This window comes from Bacillus testis, assembly GCF_001243895.1.
Taxonomy (GTDB): domain Bacteria; phylum Bacillota; class Bacilli; order Bacillales; family DSM-1321; genus Bacillus_AD; species Bacillus_AD testis.
The window spans coordinates 1,978,434-1,996,242 of the sequence record NZ_LN851186.1; the positions used below are offsets into that span (position 1 = coordinate 1,978,434).

Annotated in this window: 16 protein-coding genes; 14 read left to right on the forward strand and 2 right to left on the reverse strand. The window is 36.0% G+C overall.

Annotated features, from left to right (window positions below; translation table 11 throughout):
• Positions 1-245: 245 nt before the first annotated feature.
• A complete protein-coding gene (locus BN1765_RS10105) occupies positions 246-1,373 on the forward strand; it encodes an NADH-dependent flavin oxidoreductase (protein WP_050615009.1) in 1,128 nt (375 codons plus the stop codon).
• 90 nt (positions 1,374-1,463) lie between these two features.
• Here BN1765_RS10105 and BN1765_RS10110 read toward each other — a convergent pair whose 3' ends face one another.
• A complete protein-coding gene (locus tag BN1765_RS10110) occupies positions 1,464-1,709 on the reverse strand; it encodes a hypothetical protein (RefSeq protein ID WP_050615010.1) in 246 nt (81 codons plus the stop codon).
• A gap of 82 nt (positions 1,710-1,791) precedes the next feature.
• Here BN1765_RS10110 and BN1765_RS10115 point away from each other — a divergent pair, with 82 nt between their 5' ends.
• The 9 genes from BN1765_RS10115 (at position 1,792) to BN1765_RS10155 (ending at position 11,791) form a co-directional block, all read left to right on the forward strand.
• Positions 1,792-2,952, forward strand: coding sequence for a M20 peptidase aminoacylase family protein (locus BN1765_RS10115; RefSeq protein ID WP_050615011.1), 1,161 nt, complete (start codon positions 1,792-1,794; stop codon positions 2,950-2,952).
• A gap of 243 nt (positions 2,953-3,195) precedes the next feature.
• Complete coding sequence (locus BN1765_RS10120) at positions 3,196-3,939, forward strand: YveK family protein (RefSeq protein ID WP_050615012.1); 744 nt, start codon at positions 3,196-3,198, stop codon at positions 3,937-3,939.
• Positions 3,932-4,627, forward strand: a complete 696-nt coding sequence (locus BN1765_RS10125) for a CpsD/CapB family tyrosine-protein kinase (protein WP_050615013.1) — start codon at positions 3,932-3,934, stop codon at positions 4,625-4,627. Before BN1765_RS10120 ends, BN1765_RS10125 begins: the two co-directional genes overlap by 8 nt.
• A gap of 48 nt (positions 4,628-4,675) precedes the next feature.
• The gene (locus BN1765_RS10130) at positions 4,676-5,452 is read left to right on the forward strand and encodes a tyrosine-protein phosphatase (protein WP_050615014.1); all 777 of its coding nucleotides are present in this window, start codon (positions 4,676-4,678) and stop codon (positions 5,450-5,452) included.
• 194 nt (positions 5,453-5,646) lie between these two features.
• The gene (locus tag BN1765_RS10135) at positions 5,647-6,312 is read left to right on the forward strand and encodes a sugar transferase (protein ID WP_050615015.1); all 666 of its coding nucleotides are present in this window, start codon (positions 5,647-5,649) and stop codon (positions 6,310-6,312) included.
• Positions 6,313-6,853: 541 nt separating this feature from the next.
• Entirely contained in the window at positions 6,854-8,179 is a 1,326-nt protein-coding gene (locus BN1765_RS10140) for a lipopolysaccharide biosynthesis protein (protein ID WP_147554173.1), read from the forward strand.
• The gene (locus BN1765_RS10145; protein WP_050615017.1) at positions 8,163-9,293 is read left to right on the forward strand and encodes a glycosyltransferase family 1 protein; all 1,131 of its coding nucleotides are present in this window, start codon (positions 8,163-8,165) and stop codon (positions 9,291-9,293) included. The genes BN1765_RS10140 and BN1765_RS10145 overlap by 17 nt, the downstream gene beginning before the upstream one ends.
• Positions 9,294-9,350: 57 nt before the next feature.
• The gene (gene wzy / locus BN1765_RS10150; protein ID WP_050615018.1) at positions 9,351-10,721 is read left to right on the forward strand and encodes an O-antigen polysaccharide polymerase Wzy; all 1,371 of its coding nucleotides are present in this window, start codon (positions 9,351-9,353) and stop codon (positions 10,719-10,721) included.
• A 5-nt stretch (positions 10,722-10,726) separates the two neighbouring features.
• Positions 10,727-11,791, forward strand: coding sequence for a glycosyltransferase family 4 protein (locus BN1765_RS10155; protein WP_050615019.1), 1,065 nt, complete (start codon positions 10,727-10,729; stop codon positions 11,789-11,791).
• A 294-nt stretch (positions 11,792-12,085) separates the two neighbouring features.
• Here the strand turns inward: BN1765_RS10155 and BN1765_RS10160 are convergent, their stop codons facing one another.
• Positions 12,086-12,268 (reverse strand): hypothetical protein, encoded by a 183-nt coding sequence (locus BN1765_RS10160; protein ID WP_050615020.1) that lies wholly within the window; start codon positions 12,266-12,268, stop codon positions 12,086-12,088.
• Positions 12,269-12,553: 285 nt separating this feature from the next.
• On the opposite strand from BN1765_RS10160, the gene BN1765_RS10165 reads away from it, so the two are divergent.
• From BN1765_RS10165 to BN1765_RS10180, 4 genes are all read left to right on the forward strand, one after another.
• Positions 12,554-12,739, forward strand: a complete 186-nt coding sequence (locus tag BN1765_RS10165; RefSeq protein ID WP_050615021.1) for a hypothetical protein — start codon at positions 12,554-12,556, stop codon at positions 12,737-12,739.
• Positions 12,740-13,427: 688 nt separating this feature from the next.
• Positions 13,428-14,357, forward strand: a complete 930-nt coding sequence (locus BN1765_RS10170; protein WP_050615022.1) for an NAD-dependent epimerase/dehydratase family protein — start codon at positions 13,428-13,430, stop codon at positions 14,355-14,357.
• A gap of 521 nt (positions 14,358-14,878) precedes the next feature.
• Positions 14,879-15,979, forward strand: a complete 1,101-nt coding sequence (locus BN1765_RS10175) for a glycosyltransferase family 4 protein (RefSeq protein ID WP_069203012.1) — start codon at positions 14,879-14,881, stop codon at positions 15,977-15,979.
• Between the two features lie 42 nt (positions 15,980-16,021).
• The gene (locus BN1765_RS10180; RefSeq protein WP_050615023.1) at positions 16,022-17,725 is read left to right on the forward strand and encodes a GNAT family N-acetyltransferase; all 1,704 of its coding nucleotides are present in this window, start codon (positions 16,022-16,024) and stop codon (positions 17,723-17,725) included.
• Positions 17,726-17,809: the final 84 nt, after the last annotated feature.

Here is a 17,809-nt window from a genome sequence, read left to right on the forward strand (position 1 = left end):
TAACAAACTGTTAATTGCTAGGTCAACTATACCTTATTCGCATAAAAAATCAACCTAACACATTTTATTTTATTTGGAAAACTTTTTACCCCAAAAATCATCCAACTATTGTCATGAATGCCTGATTTCTAAAAGGGGTATAGAAACCGTATCAGGCAAAGCATACGAAAAGCAGGCGTAAGCAAACTGTTTGTTGTAATTGAACTTAAAATAGTACGATGTATCATAAGATGGAGGAAGATTTAATGAAAAAACAATATAAACTTTTATTTGAACCATACATATTAGCTAACGGAGCCGAGTTGAAAAATCGGTATGTGATTGCTCCGATGACCACTTATTCAGGGGCGCCGGATGGCAGCGTCTCTGATCAGGAAATGGATTACTATAATAGAAGGGCCGCTGAACCAGGCATGTTCATCACAGCCTGCATTGCTGTTTCGAAAAATGGTCTATGTTTCCCCGGCCAATTCATCGGGTATCGCGATGACATCATCCCACGTTTGCGGGAACTCGCCCAGACCATCAAACAACAAGGGGCCAAAGCCATCCTGCAGATCCAGCATGGCGGCAGGGAGTGCCAGACCGATTTGTTGGAAGACGGCACGCCTGTAAGCGCAAGTGCTGTACCTTCGCCGAATACAGGAGTTACGCCGCGGGAATTGAGCAATGATGAAATTGAACAAATTATTGCCGACTTTGGCCAAACAACCCGGAGAGCAATCGAAGCTGGATTTGACGGCGTTGAAATCCATGGAGCGAACGGTTACTTGATCCATCAGTTTTTCTCGCCGCACTCCAATAGACGCGATGACCGATGGGGAGGTTCGCTGGAAAAACGAATGGCATTCCCGCTTGCCGTCATTGAAGAAGTCAAACGGATACGCGACTTGTACAGTGACCAGTCCTTTATCATCGGCTATCGTTTTTCACCGGAGGAAGCAAGTGAGCCCGGCATCAGAATGGATGATACGTATACATTCGTCGACAAACTTGCCAATCAGGGGTTAGCTTATCTCCATGCTTCATTAATGGACGTGGAATCAAAGCCAAGAAGCGGAAGCAGAATGAATGTGACCCGGGCGGAAGCCTTAAGAGACGTAATCGGAGACCGAACTTCCTTTATTGCCCTCGGATCCATCCATACACCGGATGAAGCGTTGGCTGTATTAGAGAAAGGCATCCCATTATTCGCATTGGGCAGGGAAGCATTGATGGAGCCTGACTGGCTGGCAAAAGTGGCAGAAGGGAAAGAAGACACAATCAGAACCCAATTGCCTTTAGACAGCCAGGAAGAATTGATCATTCCGGATGGCATGTGGCATGCGATCACATCAAGAAAAGGCTGGCTTCCTGTAGTGGATGCCAAATAAACAAAAGACTGTCCTCCAAAAGGACAGTCTTTTGTTTTGTAGTTCCTCCTTTTAAATCTGCTCCAAAAAAAGAAACCACTTGTTGTAGATCTATTGAACTTCATGCTCGCTCAGTCGAAACTGTTCTTTGGCCGCTTCCGTAATGAATCGGCTATCTTTTTTAGAATGATAATTGAATCCATTTTTTGTCATAACAGCATAAAGATTCGATATATATGAATATACGTCACGTTCTAAATAGGCATTCAAGGCCCAATCATCATTAAAAGCTGTGTGCAGATGAATGAAATCGCTTCCTTTATTGGGTGTCAAGACTTTCTTCAGATCGACCTCCATGATGCCTTTAAGGTAGTTCGATCACTATAGTTGGAAGAAAAACCATGTATGTATACTAGCCAAGTGAAAGGAGAAGACTGTTGTGATTCCATTGAACAAGCAGGAGATCAAGGAAATAAAGCAGCACTTTTTGCATTTGCATACTCATCCGGAAATCAGCTGGAAGGAAATTGAAACAACACGCTATTTATATCGCATTGCGGCAAACCTGGGGTGCAGTGTTCGGACATTCGACGGTTGTACAGGCCTGATCGCTGAAATAGGGACAGGAAAACCGGTCGTTGCCGTGCGTTCCGATATCGATGCACTTTGGCAGGAAGTGGACGGCAAGTATCAGGCGCACCACTCCTGCGGGCATGATGCCCATATGGCAATTGTTCTTGGGTCTATGATCAAACTTCAGAAACAAGCAAAAATCCAGGGAACAATCCGCTTTATCTTTCAGCCGGCGGAAGAAAAAGGGGCCGGAGCCTTAGCAATGATCAAAAAAGGAGCCATGGATGGCGTGGATTATCTCTTTGGCGTCCATCTGCGGCCGGATTCCGAAACGCCAGACGGAAGGGCGGCTCCGGCTATTTTAAACGGAGCGAGCACGACCTTTGAAGGAACCATCCTCGGAGAAGAAGCCCATGCGGCAAGGCCGCATCTCGGCATCAACAGCATAGAAGTTGCCGCTGCCCTTGTGAATAGGCTGGCCTTCATCCACCTTGATCCGATGGTCCCTTATTCTGTTAAAATGACCAGCATCCAAGCAGGAGGGGAAAGTTCCAATATCATTCCGGCAAAAACAGTATTCAGCCTGGATGTCCGAGCGCAAACCAATGATACCATGGATGAACTAAGGAAACACATCCATGCTGTTTGCAAAGCCGTTGGCCAATCGTTTGGCGCCACTATCCAGCTGACGGAAGGCCATTGCATTCCTGCGACCAGCTATAATGAAGAAGCAGCCGCTATTATGAAAGAAGCAATCGTTGCCGTTTTGGGAGCGGATTATGCCTCCCCTCCAATCGTTTCGCCTGGCGGGGAGGATTTTCACTTCTATTCAAAGGCATTTCCGGAAATGAAAGCGACCATGCTCGGATTAGGCTGCGGGCTGAAGCCTGGGCTGCATCACCCTGATATGTCCTTTAATGAAGACGCGATTATAACTGGGGTTGATATTATGGCAGAAGCGGTATGGAGGGTGGTTGGGAAAATGCAGGTGAAGAATACAAATGGTGGGGGAAGTTTGTTTTTATAAACCTTATTTAAATGAGCCGATATTGGCTTATTTTTTTATGTAACAAATGAAGAGGAGAACAAAATGGAAATAAAAAGAATAAAGGCCTGTTTTTTTAGTTATTATTAGAAAATTATTCTAATTAGACATGCTAAAGAATATTATATATAAAATCGAAACTAAAATTGTTATCTTACACCTATATTGATAGGAAAATACATTTTGTTAGAACATTTTATATGCTATTGGTGGTTTGGAGGAGAAATGGAAGAGACTATTAGTTTAAAAGACCTGTTCATTATTTTTCGTAAAAGAGTAAAACTAATTGGGGGACTGGCAGTTATTGCTGTATTTGCAAGTGGAATCATCAGTTATTTTTTTCTGACACCAATTTACCAGTCAACCACACAGCTATTAGTAAACCAAAGTAAAAACAAGGAATCAGTGTATAACTACAATGAAGTACAAACGAATTTACAATTGATTGATACATACAATGTCATCATTAAGAGCCGGGCTATATTGGATTTAGTTAGAGACCGATTGAACCTTAATCTTTCTTCAAAAGAACTGGAACAAAAGATTTCAGTTACTAACGAGAATAATTCACAAGTTGTAAATATAACGGTTAATGACGAAAGCCCTAAAATCGCTACGAATATTGCTAATACAACAGCTGAAGTGTTTCAGAAGGGAATCGTAAAAATTATGAACGTGGATAATGTTACTATTTTAACGAAAGCCGAATCTTCTTCGTATCCTTCGCCGGTAAAACCACAGCCGTTGCTTAACATGGCAATTGCACTCGTAATCGGATTGATGGCTGGTGTAGGTTTGGCTATTATAATTGAGTATTTTGATAACTCAATCAAAACAGAACGGGATATTGAGCAGCAATTAGGAATTCCTGTATTAGGAGTCATTAAGGTGATCGACAGCAAGAACGAAGCCAAAGGGAGAAAGGCAATGAAGAATGCCGGAGTAAGAGGAGAAGTTCAAGATGTATAAGAAAAAAGACAAAAGCCAGCTAAATAATAAAAGAAGTTTGGTGACGAAATGGAATTCAAAATCGCCCATTTCTGAACAATACCGAACAATCCGCACCAATATTCAATTTTCAGCTGTAGATGCCGAAATTAAAACACTGCTGGTCACCTCTTCTTCGGCAGGAGAAGGGAAATCGACTACTGCTGCCAACCTAGCAGTGGTCTTTGCTCAGCAAGGGAATAAAGTATTGCTCGTCGATGCGGATTTGAGAAAGCCGACTATTCATCATACATTTAACGTTCAGAATGCAATCGGTTTAACAAGTATTTTGACAAAGAAAAAGGAATTGTTTGAGGCGATTTCTGAGACGGAAGTGAAGTCACTTTTTGTTTTGTCGAGCGGCCCCATTCCGCCAAATCCAGCTGAATTAATCTCTTCCGAGAGTATGAAAGTGCTATTGGAATGTTTGAAGGTGGAGTTTGACACCATTATTTTCGATACTCCGCCAATCCTAGCTGTAGCAGATGCCCACATATTGGCGAATAGATGCGATGGCTCCATATTAGTCATTTTAAGCGGACATACGGAGAACAAGAATGCCAGCAAAGCAAAGGAAGTGCTAGAAAGTTCTTCATCTAATTTACTTGGAGCTGTTCTAAATAAGAAAAAGGCAAAGGCAGACGAGGATTACTATTATTACAGCAAATAGAATGCGATTTAGCTAATGAAGGGTGTTTAAAGAAAGGGGGAGCTTGCAATGATTGATATACATTCTCATATTTTATCAGGAATAGATGACGGAGCAAGGCATATGGATGAAAGCATCTTACTGGCGAAAATGGCCATTAATGAAGGAATCCATACAATCATTGCAACGCCACACCATAAAAATGGCCGTTATGAAAACCCGAAGGATAAGATTCTCAGGAAAGTGGAGGATTTAAATACAGCTTTAAAAAAAGAAGGAATACCTCTAACTGTTCTTCCAGGTCAGGAAGTACGGATTTTTGGTGAGTTAATAAAGGATTATTTTGATGATCAGATTGTCAGTCTGAATAATCAAGGAAAATATATCTTTGTGGAATTTCCTGCTGATCACATACCCCAGTACGCTGAACACTTATTTTATGACATACAATGTGAAGGGCTGATACCGATCATTGTCCATCCGGAAAGGAACCAGGAATTGATCGATAATCCATATAAGCTGTATAACTTTGTGGAAAAAGGAAATCTAACGCAAATTACAGCGGGAAGTATTGTAGGGAAGTTCGGCAAGAAAGCACAGAAATTTTCCTATCAAATCATTGAACACCATTTGACCCATTTCATTGCTTCGGACGCCCATAATACTGAGAATAGAATGTTTTATATGTCTGATGCTCAATCCTTTGTGCAAAAGGAGTTCGGTGAAAAAATGCTCGACTTATTTATGTATAATGCAGAGCAATTGGTCGCCGGACAATCCCTTTATATTGAAATGCCGCAAAAAATTCAACAGAAAAAATTATCAAGATTCTTTGGTTGGATATGATTGGAAATGATCCCTGTTCCGTTATCATTGGAAGCACTCGGCCATCAAGGTTATTTTTTCGTTTCATTAAAAGAAGCTACAGTTACAGTGTATTAATTATAATCTCTCTTTCAGATTATCTTATTTCGAATACTTATGTGTAATGCCAAATTAAGTTGTAATATTTATAAATCAAGAGGAGTGAGAATGCATAGATGGATAAGTTGAAGAATGGTTATTCTAAATCGATAACAACATCAGTTATTTATTTTGCTAATTCTTCAAAAATGACTTTCAATGAGAAGCTTTTTTTATTTTTAAAGAGGTTATTTGATATATGTTGTTCTGCAATATTAATTGTTTTTCTTTCTCCCTTGTTATTACCAATCAGTCTTTTAATTAAAATAGATTCTCCTGGAAAAGTATTTTATCTTCAAGAAAGAATAGGATATAGAGGAAAGGAGTTCAATATAATAAAATTTCGTACTATGATTACTAATGCAGAAAAGAACGGACCCCAATGGGCTAATAAAAACGATGAACGTATAACAAGAGTAGGGAGAGTTTTAAGGAAAATAAGAGGGGATGAACTTCCTCAATTGCTAAATATTATAAAAGGAGAAATGTCATTTGTTGGACCAAGACCTGAACGATTGTATTTTATTGTAGAGTTCACAAAAAAATATCCTCAGTTTTGTGAAAGGTTACAGGTGAAACCAGGTCTCACAGGTTGGGCTCAGGTTAATGGGGGATACGAAATAAGTGTAGAGAATAAATTAAAATTAGATTTATTTTATTTGAAAAATAAAAGTCTATTATTTGATTTATTCATTCTTCTAAGGACTATAAAAGTTTGTATTACTGGGAATGGAGCCAGATAATTATAGTCTAAGTGGGAGATCAAGCGCCTGTAAGAATCCGATTGGTTCAACTAATAACCGGGGGATGAATAAACCCCCCACAGATTAAAGTTTCCCTTTTTTGGTTCGTATATTTTTGAACTCTAATTAATGAAGAATATTTTGTGAGTATTGTTGATAATTTTTCTAACAGAAACATATTATATTTCACAGAGGTTTTTTTATAACGTTTAGATAGAAGATACGCTTGAAGCATGTTATAACTCTTCAGTATTTCATCGCTATGTATACATGTATTTTGATGCGCCAATATACCGTGTCTAAAAAATAGTATATATCACTCGTTACACGTTGCCATAATCGTTTTAATCAGGTCCAAGCAGTACTAGAAGCATTGTTAGAACCATTCCACGAGACGAAAAAGTAGTGTGCGCATCCTGCTCAATCCTTCGAACACGTGTATTTTTACAAACAGAGTAACGATCTATCTAAAAAGGTTTTAAACTGATCTACCGCAAAAATACTGCAGCCTATAACAGAATATTGAAAATGAAGGGGGAGAGTGATTCCATTAATTATGGAATGCGCTATCAAACAATTAGTAAATAAAATATATATCCTATCTAGAGTAATAACAGTGAACATAAAAAAAAGTAGAGAAGGTTACTGGAATTTTTCTTGGGCTTTTTTTGGCAACGCAATATATGCTATTTCTCAGTGGCTAATAATGGTTTTTTTTACGAAAATAGGAGATAGTAATATGCTAGGCCAATTTTCATTAGGTTTAGCTATAAGTTCCCCAATATATATGTTAACAAATTTACAATTACAACCCATTTTTGTAACGGATAAAACCTATTCTTATTCATTCAATGATTATTTAAAAATGCGTGGATTATCAACGATCACTGCTCTTTTGATCATTTTTATTCTTGCAATATCTAGTGGATACAAAGATTATACCTTGGTCACAATTTTTATCATTAGTATTGTTAAAGCTATAGATTCAATAAGTGATCTTATTTATGGTTTATTTATTAAAAATTTTAAAATGAAGTTTATGTCTATCTCTTTAATTTTAAAGGGAGCTTTATCAATTATACTTATCTCACTGGGGCTTTTATATAGTAAAAACATTATATTAATAGTTAGCATGTTATTAATTTCTTCGTTAATCGTTTTAGTAATATATGATATACCTAGAATTAAATATTTTGAAGAATTATCAAAAAATAAAAACAAAAAGAATTACTTTTCGTTGATAAAGTTAGGTGTCCCAATGGGGATTGGAATGTTGCTAATATCGTTAAATACTAATATACCTAAATATTTTATAGAAAAATATTTAGGCATAGAAACATTAGGTTATTTTTCAGCCATATCATATATTATGGTAGCAGGTTCTATGGTAATCAATGCAATTGGACAGTCTACATCTCCTCGATTATCTGAGTTTTGTGTTAATAAAAATTACATAGACTTCAAGAAATTAATAAACAAGTTGCTGTTTTTTGGATTTTTGATAGGCTTTATTGGTCTTATTACTGTAATGATTTTTGGAAGGGATATTTTAGAAATTATGTATAACAATGAATATAAAAAATATTATTTTTTATTCATTCTTTTAATGGTTAATGGTTTAGTTGGATATCTGGCTTCTTTGTTCGGATTTGCTATGACTTCTGCTAGGATTTTTAATAGTCAACCAGTGTTATTTGGAATTGTAATTTTAATCACTACCAGTTTCTGTTTCTTTTTAGTGAATCGTTGGGACATTTATGGAATAGCTGTTTCAATGATCATCGGCACTTCGGTACAGTTATTGGGTAGTTCTTTGATCATTTATTCTGTATTAAGGAAGTTGAAAAAAAATGTGCAAACCAATTAGAGTTCTTCATGTATTTGGTGTGATGAATCGTGGTGGGGCAGAAACATTTATTATGAACATATATAGAAATCTAGATCGAAAAAAAATTCAATTTGATTTTGCAGTAGAATCAGGTTTTCAAGGTGATTACGACGATGAAATAAGACAATTAGGAGGCAATATTTATGTTGTTTCTAAACCAGATAGAAAAAATGTAACAAAGTATTATTTTGCTTTAGAAAACATCTTGATCAATAAAGGCCCATTTGCGGCAATTCATAGTCATGTTCATTTTTTTAGTGGAATTGTACTTGCTATTGCCAAAAAAAATAACGTTCCTATAAGAATTGCACATAGTCATACTACTAAAGATGATAGAAAAACTTCTTTTCCAAGATGGCTCTATAAATATACAATGAGAAAGCTAATAAGCTTTAATTCGACAGAAATGGTAGGATGCTCTAAACCTAGCTGTATTTCATTATATGGTGGAAAAAATGTAACTAAAGGTAATACCAGAATTATTCCCAATGGAATAGAAATAAAGAAATATAATATCGAAGAAGAAAAAATTCGATTTATTAAATCAAAAATAGGAATTTCGGAAGATGCAATCGTTTTTGGTCATATAGGAAGGTTTGAAAAAGTGAAAAACCACAAATTTATTTTAAAGGTATTTATGGAAATTAAGAGAAAAATGCCAAAAAGCATTCTTTTGTTGGTAGGTAAAGGAAATTTAAAAGGGGAAATAGAAACATTTGTTAAAATCAATAATCTAGGGGAAAGTGTACTGTTTTTAGGATTAAGGGATGATATTCCAGAAATAATAAATGTGTTTGATGTTTTTCTCTTTCCCTCGCTATATGAAGGGTTAGGGATTGTATTAATTGAAGCCCAAGCTGCAGGTATTCCTTCTATCTGTTCAGATACTGTTCCCTTAGAAGTTGATTTAAACTTAGGGTTATTGAGGTTCATAAGTTTAAATTGTCCAGTGGAAGATTGGTGTAATGGTATATTGAGTCAAATAAATTCAAAAAAAATATCATGGACTGAAAGAAGTAAAGCGCTACAAAACGAAGGATACGATATCTCAAAATCTAAAACTATTTTACATAGTATTTATTTAGGTTCATAAATATTGATTTTTTTGATTATTAGTTATTTTTATAATACTATTTTGGAGATAAATTTAATGATCAGACAAAATAAATTGAATATTTTAGGATTTTTTCTATTAACATTGGTTATTGGTATCCTAAGTGTCATTTCAGGAAGTTTTTTTGTAGAAAATATATCTATTTTTTTACTGATATTGTCTTTTGTCATGAATTTATTATTCCTAGTATATTACGTAATTCAGTTTAAAGGAAAAAATAAAAATCTAAATCCATATAGCGATGTTGCGATCATAACTATTATCAGTACATTTTTGTACTTTTATTCATATCCGATCGATTTTTCACTGAAAATCCTGAATGATATTTCTACAAATGTTTATTATAAAACACTTGCAACTACGATAGTTGCGAATATTTCTTTATTAATTGGAATTTTTATAGGCATCCATATCTCACCATTAAATATCAATACTTTAAAAAAAGAAAAACATAATAATTCAGGTAAAGTCGCATTGTTTTTTGTTTTTTTGGGAATTTGTTTGATGATTTACGATTTATACCGACTAGGTGGTTTAAGTGTGTTAGGAATCAAAAACAGATTGCATTTTTTTGAAATACAGAGAAATACAGGGGATACAATGATGTCCCTACCATGGCATGATATCATCACTGCTGGGTTATTAGTTTATGCAATGTCTATTCGAAATAGAGTGGAAGCAGTTAGACTTTTAATTGGATTAATAGTATTATCATTATTTTTCTTTTTTTGTTTGGGAAGTAGGACATATATTCTTTTTGTTTGCTTTCCTATTCTAGGTGTTTTAATTGATAAAGATTTTATAAAAATCAATAAAAAAACCGGGATATTATTAGGAATCGCTATATTACTTTTGGTCTCACCTTTTTTTACTATCTATAGAGATTCATTGATATCAGATCAACCTATAAATTTTAAAAATAAACAAGAATGGGCTTTTTCAAGTGGCGAAACAGGAACTGCTTTCAAAATAACAAGTGATATTATTAACAGTGAATACTATCCTGATGCTGATCCAAGTTATTTAACTTCAATTTTATATGCGTTACCATCCGTTATATTTGAATTTATAACTGGATCTAATAAGCCGTTAAATATTGCTGATTGGTATACAGTTAAGTATTATCCTTATATGTATAAATCTGGCGGTGGGTTTGGTTTTTCACCTATTGCCCAAGCATGGATGAATGGCGGATTAAAGGTAGTTATTGGTGTTTTTTTGATTTTCGGCATATTTATTGCTTGTTTGAATAATACTAAAAAATACAAATATTTGTTATTAGCTCTTGTTATATGGTTCCAAAGAGGATCTTTTCAATCAGTATTCACAGAATTTATTTATATATTGTCAATAATGTTGATTATATTTTTTGTTTCCAAAATATTAAATCCAAGTAAAAGAGGTTGATCCATATGCAGACCGTATTATTTATTATTTTAAACTCATCATATGGTGGAGCTGAAAAACATGTATATGACCTAATTGAAAACTTGGATAAAGATAAATATAGAATTTCACTAATTGCTGCAAAAAATTCAAAGCTAAGTAGTATGTTAAAAAAACGGATAAACATAATAGAAATAAACACTAGTCTTTGGAATGTAGGTAATTTGAGAAAGGTGATTACTCAACAAAACCCTGATATCATTCATATACATAGTCCAAGAGCCTCCTTTTTAAGTTATATTTCCATGGCGGGTAAAAAAAAACATAAGAAGATTTTAGTTACTGCCCACGGGTGGATTCCAGAAAGATTTAAATTCAGTAAAGTTTTTGAATTTTTATATATCTTATCACTAAGAAATGTTAATAAAATAATTGCTGTATCAACTCAAGTTAAAAATCTATTAATAGAGAAGGGCGTTGAACATCAAAAAATTAGTGTTATTCCTAATGGAATTGAACTGCTTCAAGAATTACCTGTTGTTGATTGTCAAATCAATAAACCAAAATTTGTGTTTGTAGGAAGGTTTGTCGAAGAAAAAGGATTATTCTATTTGCTAGAAGCTATAAAAAAATTGAATAATAAGTATTTTAATCAGTACAGTTTGGATATATATGGTTCTGGTCCGTTAGAAAATCAGATTTTAAAATTTATCAATGAAAATAAACTTAACAATGTTAAATTGAAAGGATTTGTCCAACCAGAAAAAGTAAGTGAAGTATTATTGTTATATGATGTTTTTTTATTACCATCAGTACAAGAAGGTTTTCCTTATACTTTGATTGAATCTTTATCAAGAGGATTAGTCGTGCTAGGATCAGATGTTGGTGGAATATCAGAGGTTTTAAAAGATCAGTTTAATGGATTTTTACTAACCCCCAAAAATAGTGAAGATATTTATATGAAAATGGAAATGATCATAAATATGAAGAAAGATGATTTAACTTTAATGAAGACCAATGCTTTTAATAGTAGTAAACCCTATAATTTGAAAAATATGATTGAGAGTATTGATTACTTATATAATGAATAATATAAATTTTCAATATATGATATTGTGAAGGAAGAAAAAGAACGATTCATAGTGATATTACAATACGCCTACCATATAGAAACTGTAGTACAGAAAACGGAAGAGGAAAATATTGCAAATATTATTTTTTAATCTTCTCAAATTCCTCAACTAAGTGAAACATCCTATAAAACCTCATATTATTGTAAATGACAAATAGACCTAAAGATGTCATCAAATTGATTTTTTAGGTCTATTTTTATTCTTTCATTTAGTATGGCTAGGCACCCTGAATATGGAGGGCAGGTCCTGTGATCACGGAAGAATGCGATCAATTTCCTCTGTGATGTATAGAAGACCTTCCACATATTTTTGTGTCATGATATAAGCCATAATCGACGGAGAAGCGATGCTTTTTGGAAAGGCGGAGGCCGGCATTTTCGCTGTGACAATCGGTGTGGATTGTTCATCTGCTTCACATTTACGGCTAGTGTCCACCCGATTCTTCCACTAGATTGATTGATTGATCTATTTTAGCCATAAAAATATCTCCTTTCCGCATGTACGTAAGGAGATTATGACATGAACTCATTCTATTGGTAGGTGGGGACAGTTTGACGCTTACATATTATTTCGGTCTCTTAGTAGAATCACATCTCCTATCCTCGAAACAAATGTTAGATTCATTCACCGAAATCACGGCTTATTTTCACACTTCTGTCAGAACGATCATACGGCGTTTTGAGACCGTCTCTTCCCCAAGTGATTAAGGGAGATACGATCTTGCCAAAGTGTTTGCGATTGATGAATTCAAGAGGGATTCAGAACAAGAAAAAATACCAACTGATCATTGCCAATGCAGCGACCCGCGAATCAATCAGATACCCTGCTAAAAAGGCGGAAAGCCACGTTGAAAGAGCACTTTCGGAAACATGGGGTAATGGGTGGAATGGCCCGTCATGGGTGTGAGCCACGCTTTCACCAACAGCTTTGTGGAAGGGTTAAGGCCAGGAAATGGATTGCCTTTGGTTTCAGGAACTTCACTCGTTTTACGGAGTGAATCCTCCTGCATTCTCTACTATAAATCAAAAGATAGATAATTCATTAGGTAAAGGTGCAAAAAACGTACCTTAGCTCAACATTTGAAAAAGAACTTTTATTCAACTAGACAATTATTCATAAAAACATCCCTTAAAAGGTAGAATAACTGTCTAACTTTTTAAGGGATCATTCACTTTCTATTGTTCTTGTAATTAGTCTATATTGCTAAATGTTCTTTCAATACCTTGTGAAGCCGGTCTTTCTCCTGGTCGGAAACCAAATAGTAATAAATGCCGTTCATTTTGGTACTTTTTCCATGCAATTGTCAGTTATCTGGAGGTTATCCTATAAGCGGATTAAATTAATTAAGTTAAATTTTTAAAAAGATCATAAAGTTAGATTGTTTATCATATTATTCTTTAGAAAGAACGAAAATGTTGATGGCATTGATTAATCGTGTATAAAACTCGACTTTATTGAAATTGCAAAATTATCATATCCAATCTTTTTACTTTTTCGGTTCTTAATAATGGAAATATTTCTTAGGATTTAAAAAGATTATCATAATTGCACAGATGTATGGGTTTCTATTCTTTTAGGAAAAGGGAGTAAAGAGATGAGAGTATTAATCACTGGTGGATATGGTTTTATCGGTTCTTCTGTAGCCGAAAAGTTTCATTCTGAAGGCCATGAAATCTATATCTTGGACAATATATTTGCAGGTAAAAAATCAAATGTATCCTTTGAACACATCGCTCTGATTGAAGATATCCAAAGCGAAAAATGCGAGCTTTTTTTTAAGGAAAATTCGTTTGATGCCGTTATTCATTTGGCTGCCCAGACACTTGTCCAACATTCAATCAATCAACCTGTCATCGACTGTGATATCAACATAAAAGGTTTATGTAACATTTTAGATCTCTCCGCAAAATATGGAGTTAAACAATTTGTTTTTGCATCCTCAGCTGCTGTATACGGAAATAATGCTCAATCTCCGCTTTCTGAAACAGCTGTATGTGAACCGGCTTCCCCGTACGGCCTGAATAAATGGGTAGGTGAACAATACTGTCAGCTATGGGAAACTTTATTCGGATTAAAAAGCATTGTTTTAAGGTTTTCCAATGTATATGGACCAAAGAATACGGAAAACAATGAGGGGAGTGTAATTCCGTTATTCATGAATCAATTGCTTCGCGGTGACCATTTATGGGTATATGGGGACGGAGAACAAACGAGGGATTTCATCTTTGTGGAAGATGTGAGTGAAGCTATTTACCGGTTTTTGATGGCAGAAGTCTCAGGTATATTCAATCTATCCACTTTTGAGTCTTGCAGCATAAATGGCCTCATACAGTCTCTTCAGTCATTTATACCGGATGTGGATGTAATCTATCTTCCAGCCCGTGAAGGAGATATTCGCCATTCCTTGTTGGAGAACCACAAATTAACAGAGACACTTGGATGGCATCCTCAATATAAGCTAATTGATGGCCTAAAAAAGACATATGAAGGATTAAACGGAATCCCTATCAATTTGGTGCATTAATGGGCTGAACAATCATCTTATAATTTTTTGTGTTTTTTGTGAAGGATATCGGCGGAAGCATACAGTTTTATGACTCTAACAATCTATCTATTTAATCGTCTCTTGGTTCTTCTTTGTCGGAATCTCGCATAGGTTCGGTACGACTTTGTTTTTTTAACCCGACTATTTTCGGTCCATTTAGATTCTTTTTACTGATTTAAGCATACATGAGGGAAAAGAAATTTCTTTATAATAAGTTTTATCCTTTTAATGATTGGTGGAGGTGAATGAAAACTTCTACCGATCAAAGTTTTACTTTATCTAAAAGCGTGACGTGGGTTTAATGGCATTATTGGCCTTTATGGGGATTAGACTGTCTCAAAGATTTAGAAATAGCATTGTTTCCAAACCACTAACAGCAGATTATATGTAGTTATTTTTGGAATTGCGTTTTATCGCTTTTTATCAATACGCTTCATTGTTGCTATTATCGATGGCATGGTTCAAAGGAGAAGATTCTGACACCATTAAGGAGGCTTCAGATGAAAATAGTTCAGTTAATTACACGGATGGATGAAGCTGGAGGTGCTCAGATGCATGTGGAAGAAGTTAGTAAATACCTGAACAGGACGGGCCATTCCGTCACCATCATGTCAGGGAGCATAGCACCTTACAATCCTTCCTTAACTGATTATGCAGATTCTTACATAGCAATTCGTTCATTGGAACGATCTATTAACCCTTTGCAGGATTTCAAAGCGTTCCTCATAATCAGAAAAAAATTGAAAGAAATCAGGCCGGACGTGTTGGCCACCCATTCATCTAAAGCAGGAATTGTAGGCAGATTGGCTGGATGGTCTTTGGGAATTCCTACGGTGTTCACTGCCCATGGGTGGGCATTTACTGGTGGCGTCTCCAAACGTAAACAGTTGCTCTATCGTTCAATCGAAAAGCTGGCCGGTTATTTGACAACGCGGGTTATTACCGTCTCATACTATGATTATGATCTTGCTGATAACAAGCGGATCGTTCCAAGGCGAAAAATGGCCGTTATCCAAAATGGTGTTTCAGATACATCAGAAGACTCAATGGCCAATCCCTTCTTGGAGCCGATTAATATTATTATGGTCGCGCGGTTTGCTGAACCGAAAGACCAACTAGTTCTCCTAAAAGCTCTTCATTTATTAAATAATGATAAGTGGCGGTTGCGTTTCGTAGGAGAGGGGCCTTTACTTCAAGAAGCTGAAGAGCTGGTCCGTCTTCTTGGCATGGAAGATCAAGTTGAATTCCTTGGCAGCAGGAGGGATATACCAGAACTCCTTAAACAATCACAGTTATTCATTCTCACCTCCAATTGGGAGGGATTGCCTCTCTGTATATTGGAAGCGATGAGGAGCGGGCTCCCCATCATCGCAACGGACGTAGGCGGCATAAAAGAAGTGGTAATACCTGGCAAAAACGGATATCTTGTACCTCGGAAAAATGAAGCAGCGCTAGCAGAAAAATGTAAGATTCTTTTGCATAACCCCTTTTTACGGAAGCAAATGGGGGAAAGATCCAGACGGTTATATGAGCAACATTTCAAGGCAGAGAGGATGTTGCAAGAAACTGAGGCCGTTTATGAAAGAGCCGCCAACAAATAGTGATACTTTATTCATTTAAGAAAGGGATTGGAGGGTGTTGCGTTGAATTTTGAAGAAATCGACTCATTAGAGAAATTGAAGTCATTGCGGAATGAATGGAACAATATTCTCATAAAAATGAACAATGATATTCCCTTTCTTGAATTCAGCTGGATTGAAAAATGGTGGGAAGTTTTTGGCTTTGGCTTTGAAATGTACGTTGTGGCATTAAAGGACAAAAGCAGCTATCAAGCTTTTTTGCCGCTGATGAAAAAAAGGGGATTCACGAAGCAAACCATTTATATGATCGGCCAAGGTCAAAGCAATTATATGGACATCGTCGTCAATCCGACAATGAAGAATGAAGCATTAAACAAACTTGTACCATATGTAATAGATAGGAACCGCCAGGCAATTTTTATATGGTCAGGCCTACTAGAAAGCAGTGGGACTGCAGATGTCCTGCAATTACTCCTCGAAAACAATGGATACGATTACTCATCCACTAAAACGTTTTCACCTTATATTTCTTTTCAGGAACCGGATATGCCGGCTTTTATAAAAAAAAGAAAGAAGCACCATGGAGTCGACCGGAAAGAAAAAAGAGTAAAGAAATTGGCGGATATTTCGATCCGGCGCATAGAAGAAGAACATCTGGATGATATGTTTTCTCTCCATAAAAAAAGGTGGAATCTAAAATGGGATACGAGCTATTTTTCGGAAGAGCCAGGCCGCACGTTTTTCAAGAAAATGGCCAAGCTGCATGGCGAAGCATTAAAACCTGTTAGCCATGGATTATTTATCGAAGGCCGTATGATTGCCTTTCTTTTTGGATTTCTATGCAGGGGACGCTATCTGTTCTACCTGTTGGGGCATGATGATGATTTTGGGGTTTTTAGTCCGGGCAAGATGATATTTAATTCATCCATCGCTGAGCATTTCAACAATGGTGCATTTATATATGATATGACGATAGGAGATGAGCCATACAAAAGGGAGTGGAAGACAGCAGACGACTATGCCCATCTGTACCTTTTCGCAGGGAAAGGTACCAATTCACTTTCATATTTACTTTTGAAATGGAAATTCAGGATTAATGCCGTTCTTAAACAATACCGTCCGATTATTTTGTTCAAGAGAAACACGCTGGGGAAGTGGAGGAAGCTTATATCCGACCGAAAATTATTCGTCAAGGTTGGAAAGAAAAAACTGCGAATGCTGAGTCATAAAATCTTCTTCACTGAACGTTGTTTCATCTACAAGAAAAGGTTGCCAGATGTAAAGAATGACGGGCAGGGTTCAGTGATTTTTCCTGTAGCGCTAAAGGACCTTATCAAAAAAAAAGACTTTCAGGGGGAGAATCTGAGGACCGCAGTAACGAAGCTTTTCAAAGGCGAAAAAGGTTATTCGTTTAAGGAAGATCATAACTTTCAAAAGGTTTCTTGGACCAGCACACAAGAAATGAGACTAGGGGAAGAAGGGCTAAAAGTAAAATTAAACCCACATACCGCCGTAATCAACGAATTATCTACAAACGGGCATATTGAAGGCATAGAACAGAGCCTGTCGGTGGAAAATCCAGAATTGAAGGAGATTTATCTTGTACAGCATTACAGGGACAGTACAGTTGAATCGTTTGGATATACGCTCAATCGCATCTGTCGTATCCGTACTATAGTAGGGCACACTTCCATAAAAAACCTTATAAATAAAAATAAGACAAATAGATGCATAGTAGAGGAGACTCGGTATGATGTTAATCACTAGAAGGATCTTAGGGATCAAAAACACCTATATTCCGGATTCTTTCATCAGCAAGTTCAAATTGGAATCTAGTGAAAAAGTGGGGTT

What these genes read in the sequence shown, in the direction of transcription:
- BN1765_RS10125 (WP_050615013.1), top strand. Translation starts at nt 3,932, where the DNA reads ATGTATAAGAAAAAAGACAAAAGCCAGCTAAATAATAAAAGAAGTTTG.
- BN1765_RS10135 (WP_050615015.1), top strand. Translation starts at nt 5,647, where the DNA reads ATGGATAAGTTGAAGAATGGTTATTCTAAATCGATAACAACATCAGTT.
- BN1765_RS10175 (WP_069203012.1), top strand. Translation starts at nt 14,879, where the DNA reads ATGAAAATAGTTCAGTTAATTACACGGATGGATGAAGCTGGAGGTGCT.
- BN1765_RS10120 (WP_050615012.1), top strand. Translation starts at nt 3,196, where the DNA reads ATGGAAGAGACTATTAGTTTAAAAGACCTGTTCATTATTTTTCGTAAA.
- BN1765_RS10170 (WP_050615022.1), top strand. Translation starts at nt 13,428, where the DNA reads ATGAGAGTATTAATCACTGGTGGATATGGTTTTATCGGTTCTTCTGTA.
- BN1765_RS10110 (WP_050615010.1), bottom strand. Translation starts at nt 1,709, where the DNA reads ATGGAGGTCGATCTGAAGAAAGTCTTGACACCCAATAAAGGAAGCGAT.
- BN1765_RS10155 (WP_050615019.1), top strand. Translation starts at nt 10,727, where the DNA reads ATGCAGACCGTATTATTTATTATTTTAAACTCATCATATGGTGGAGCT.
- BN1765_RS10130 (WP_050615014.1), top strand. Translation starts at nt 4,676, where the DNA reads ATGATTGATATACATTCTCATATTTTATCAGGAATAGATGACGGAGCA.
- wzy (WP_050615018.1), top strand. Translation starts at nt 9,351, where the DNA reads ATGATCAGACAAAATAAATTGAATATTTTAGGATTTTTTCTATTAACA.
- BN1765_RS10105 (WP_050615009.1), top strand. Translation starts at nt 246, where the DNA reads ATGAAAAAACAATATAAACTTTTATTTGAACCATACATATTAGCTAAC.
- BN1765_RS10145 (WP_050615017.1), top strand. Translation starts at nt 8,163, where the DNA reads ATGTGCAAACCAATTAGAGTTCTTCATGTATTTGGTGTGATGAATCGT.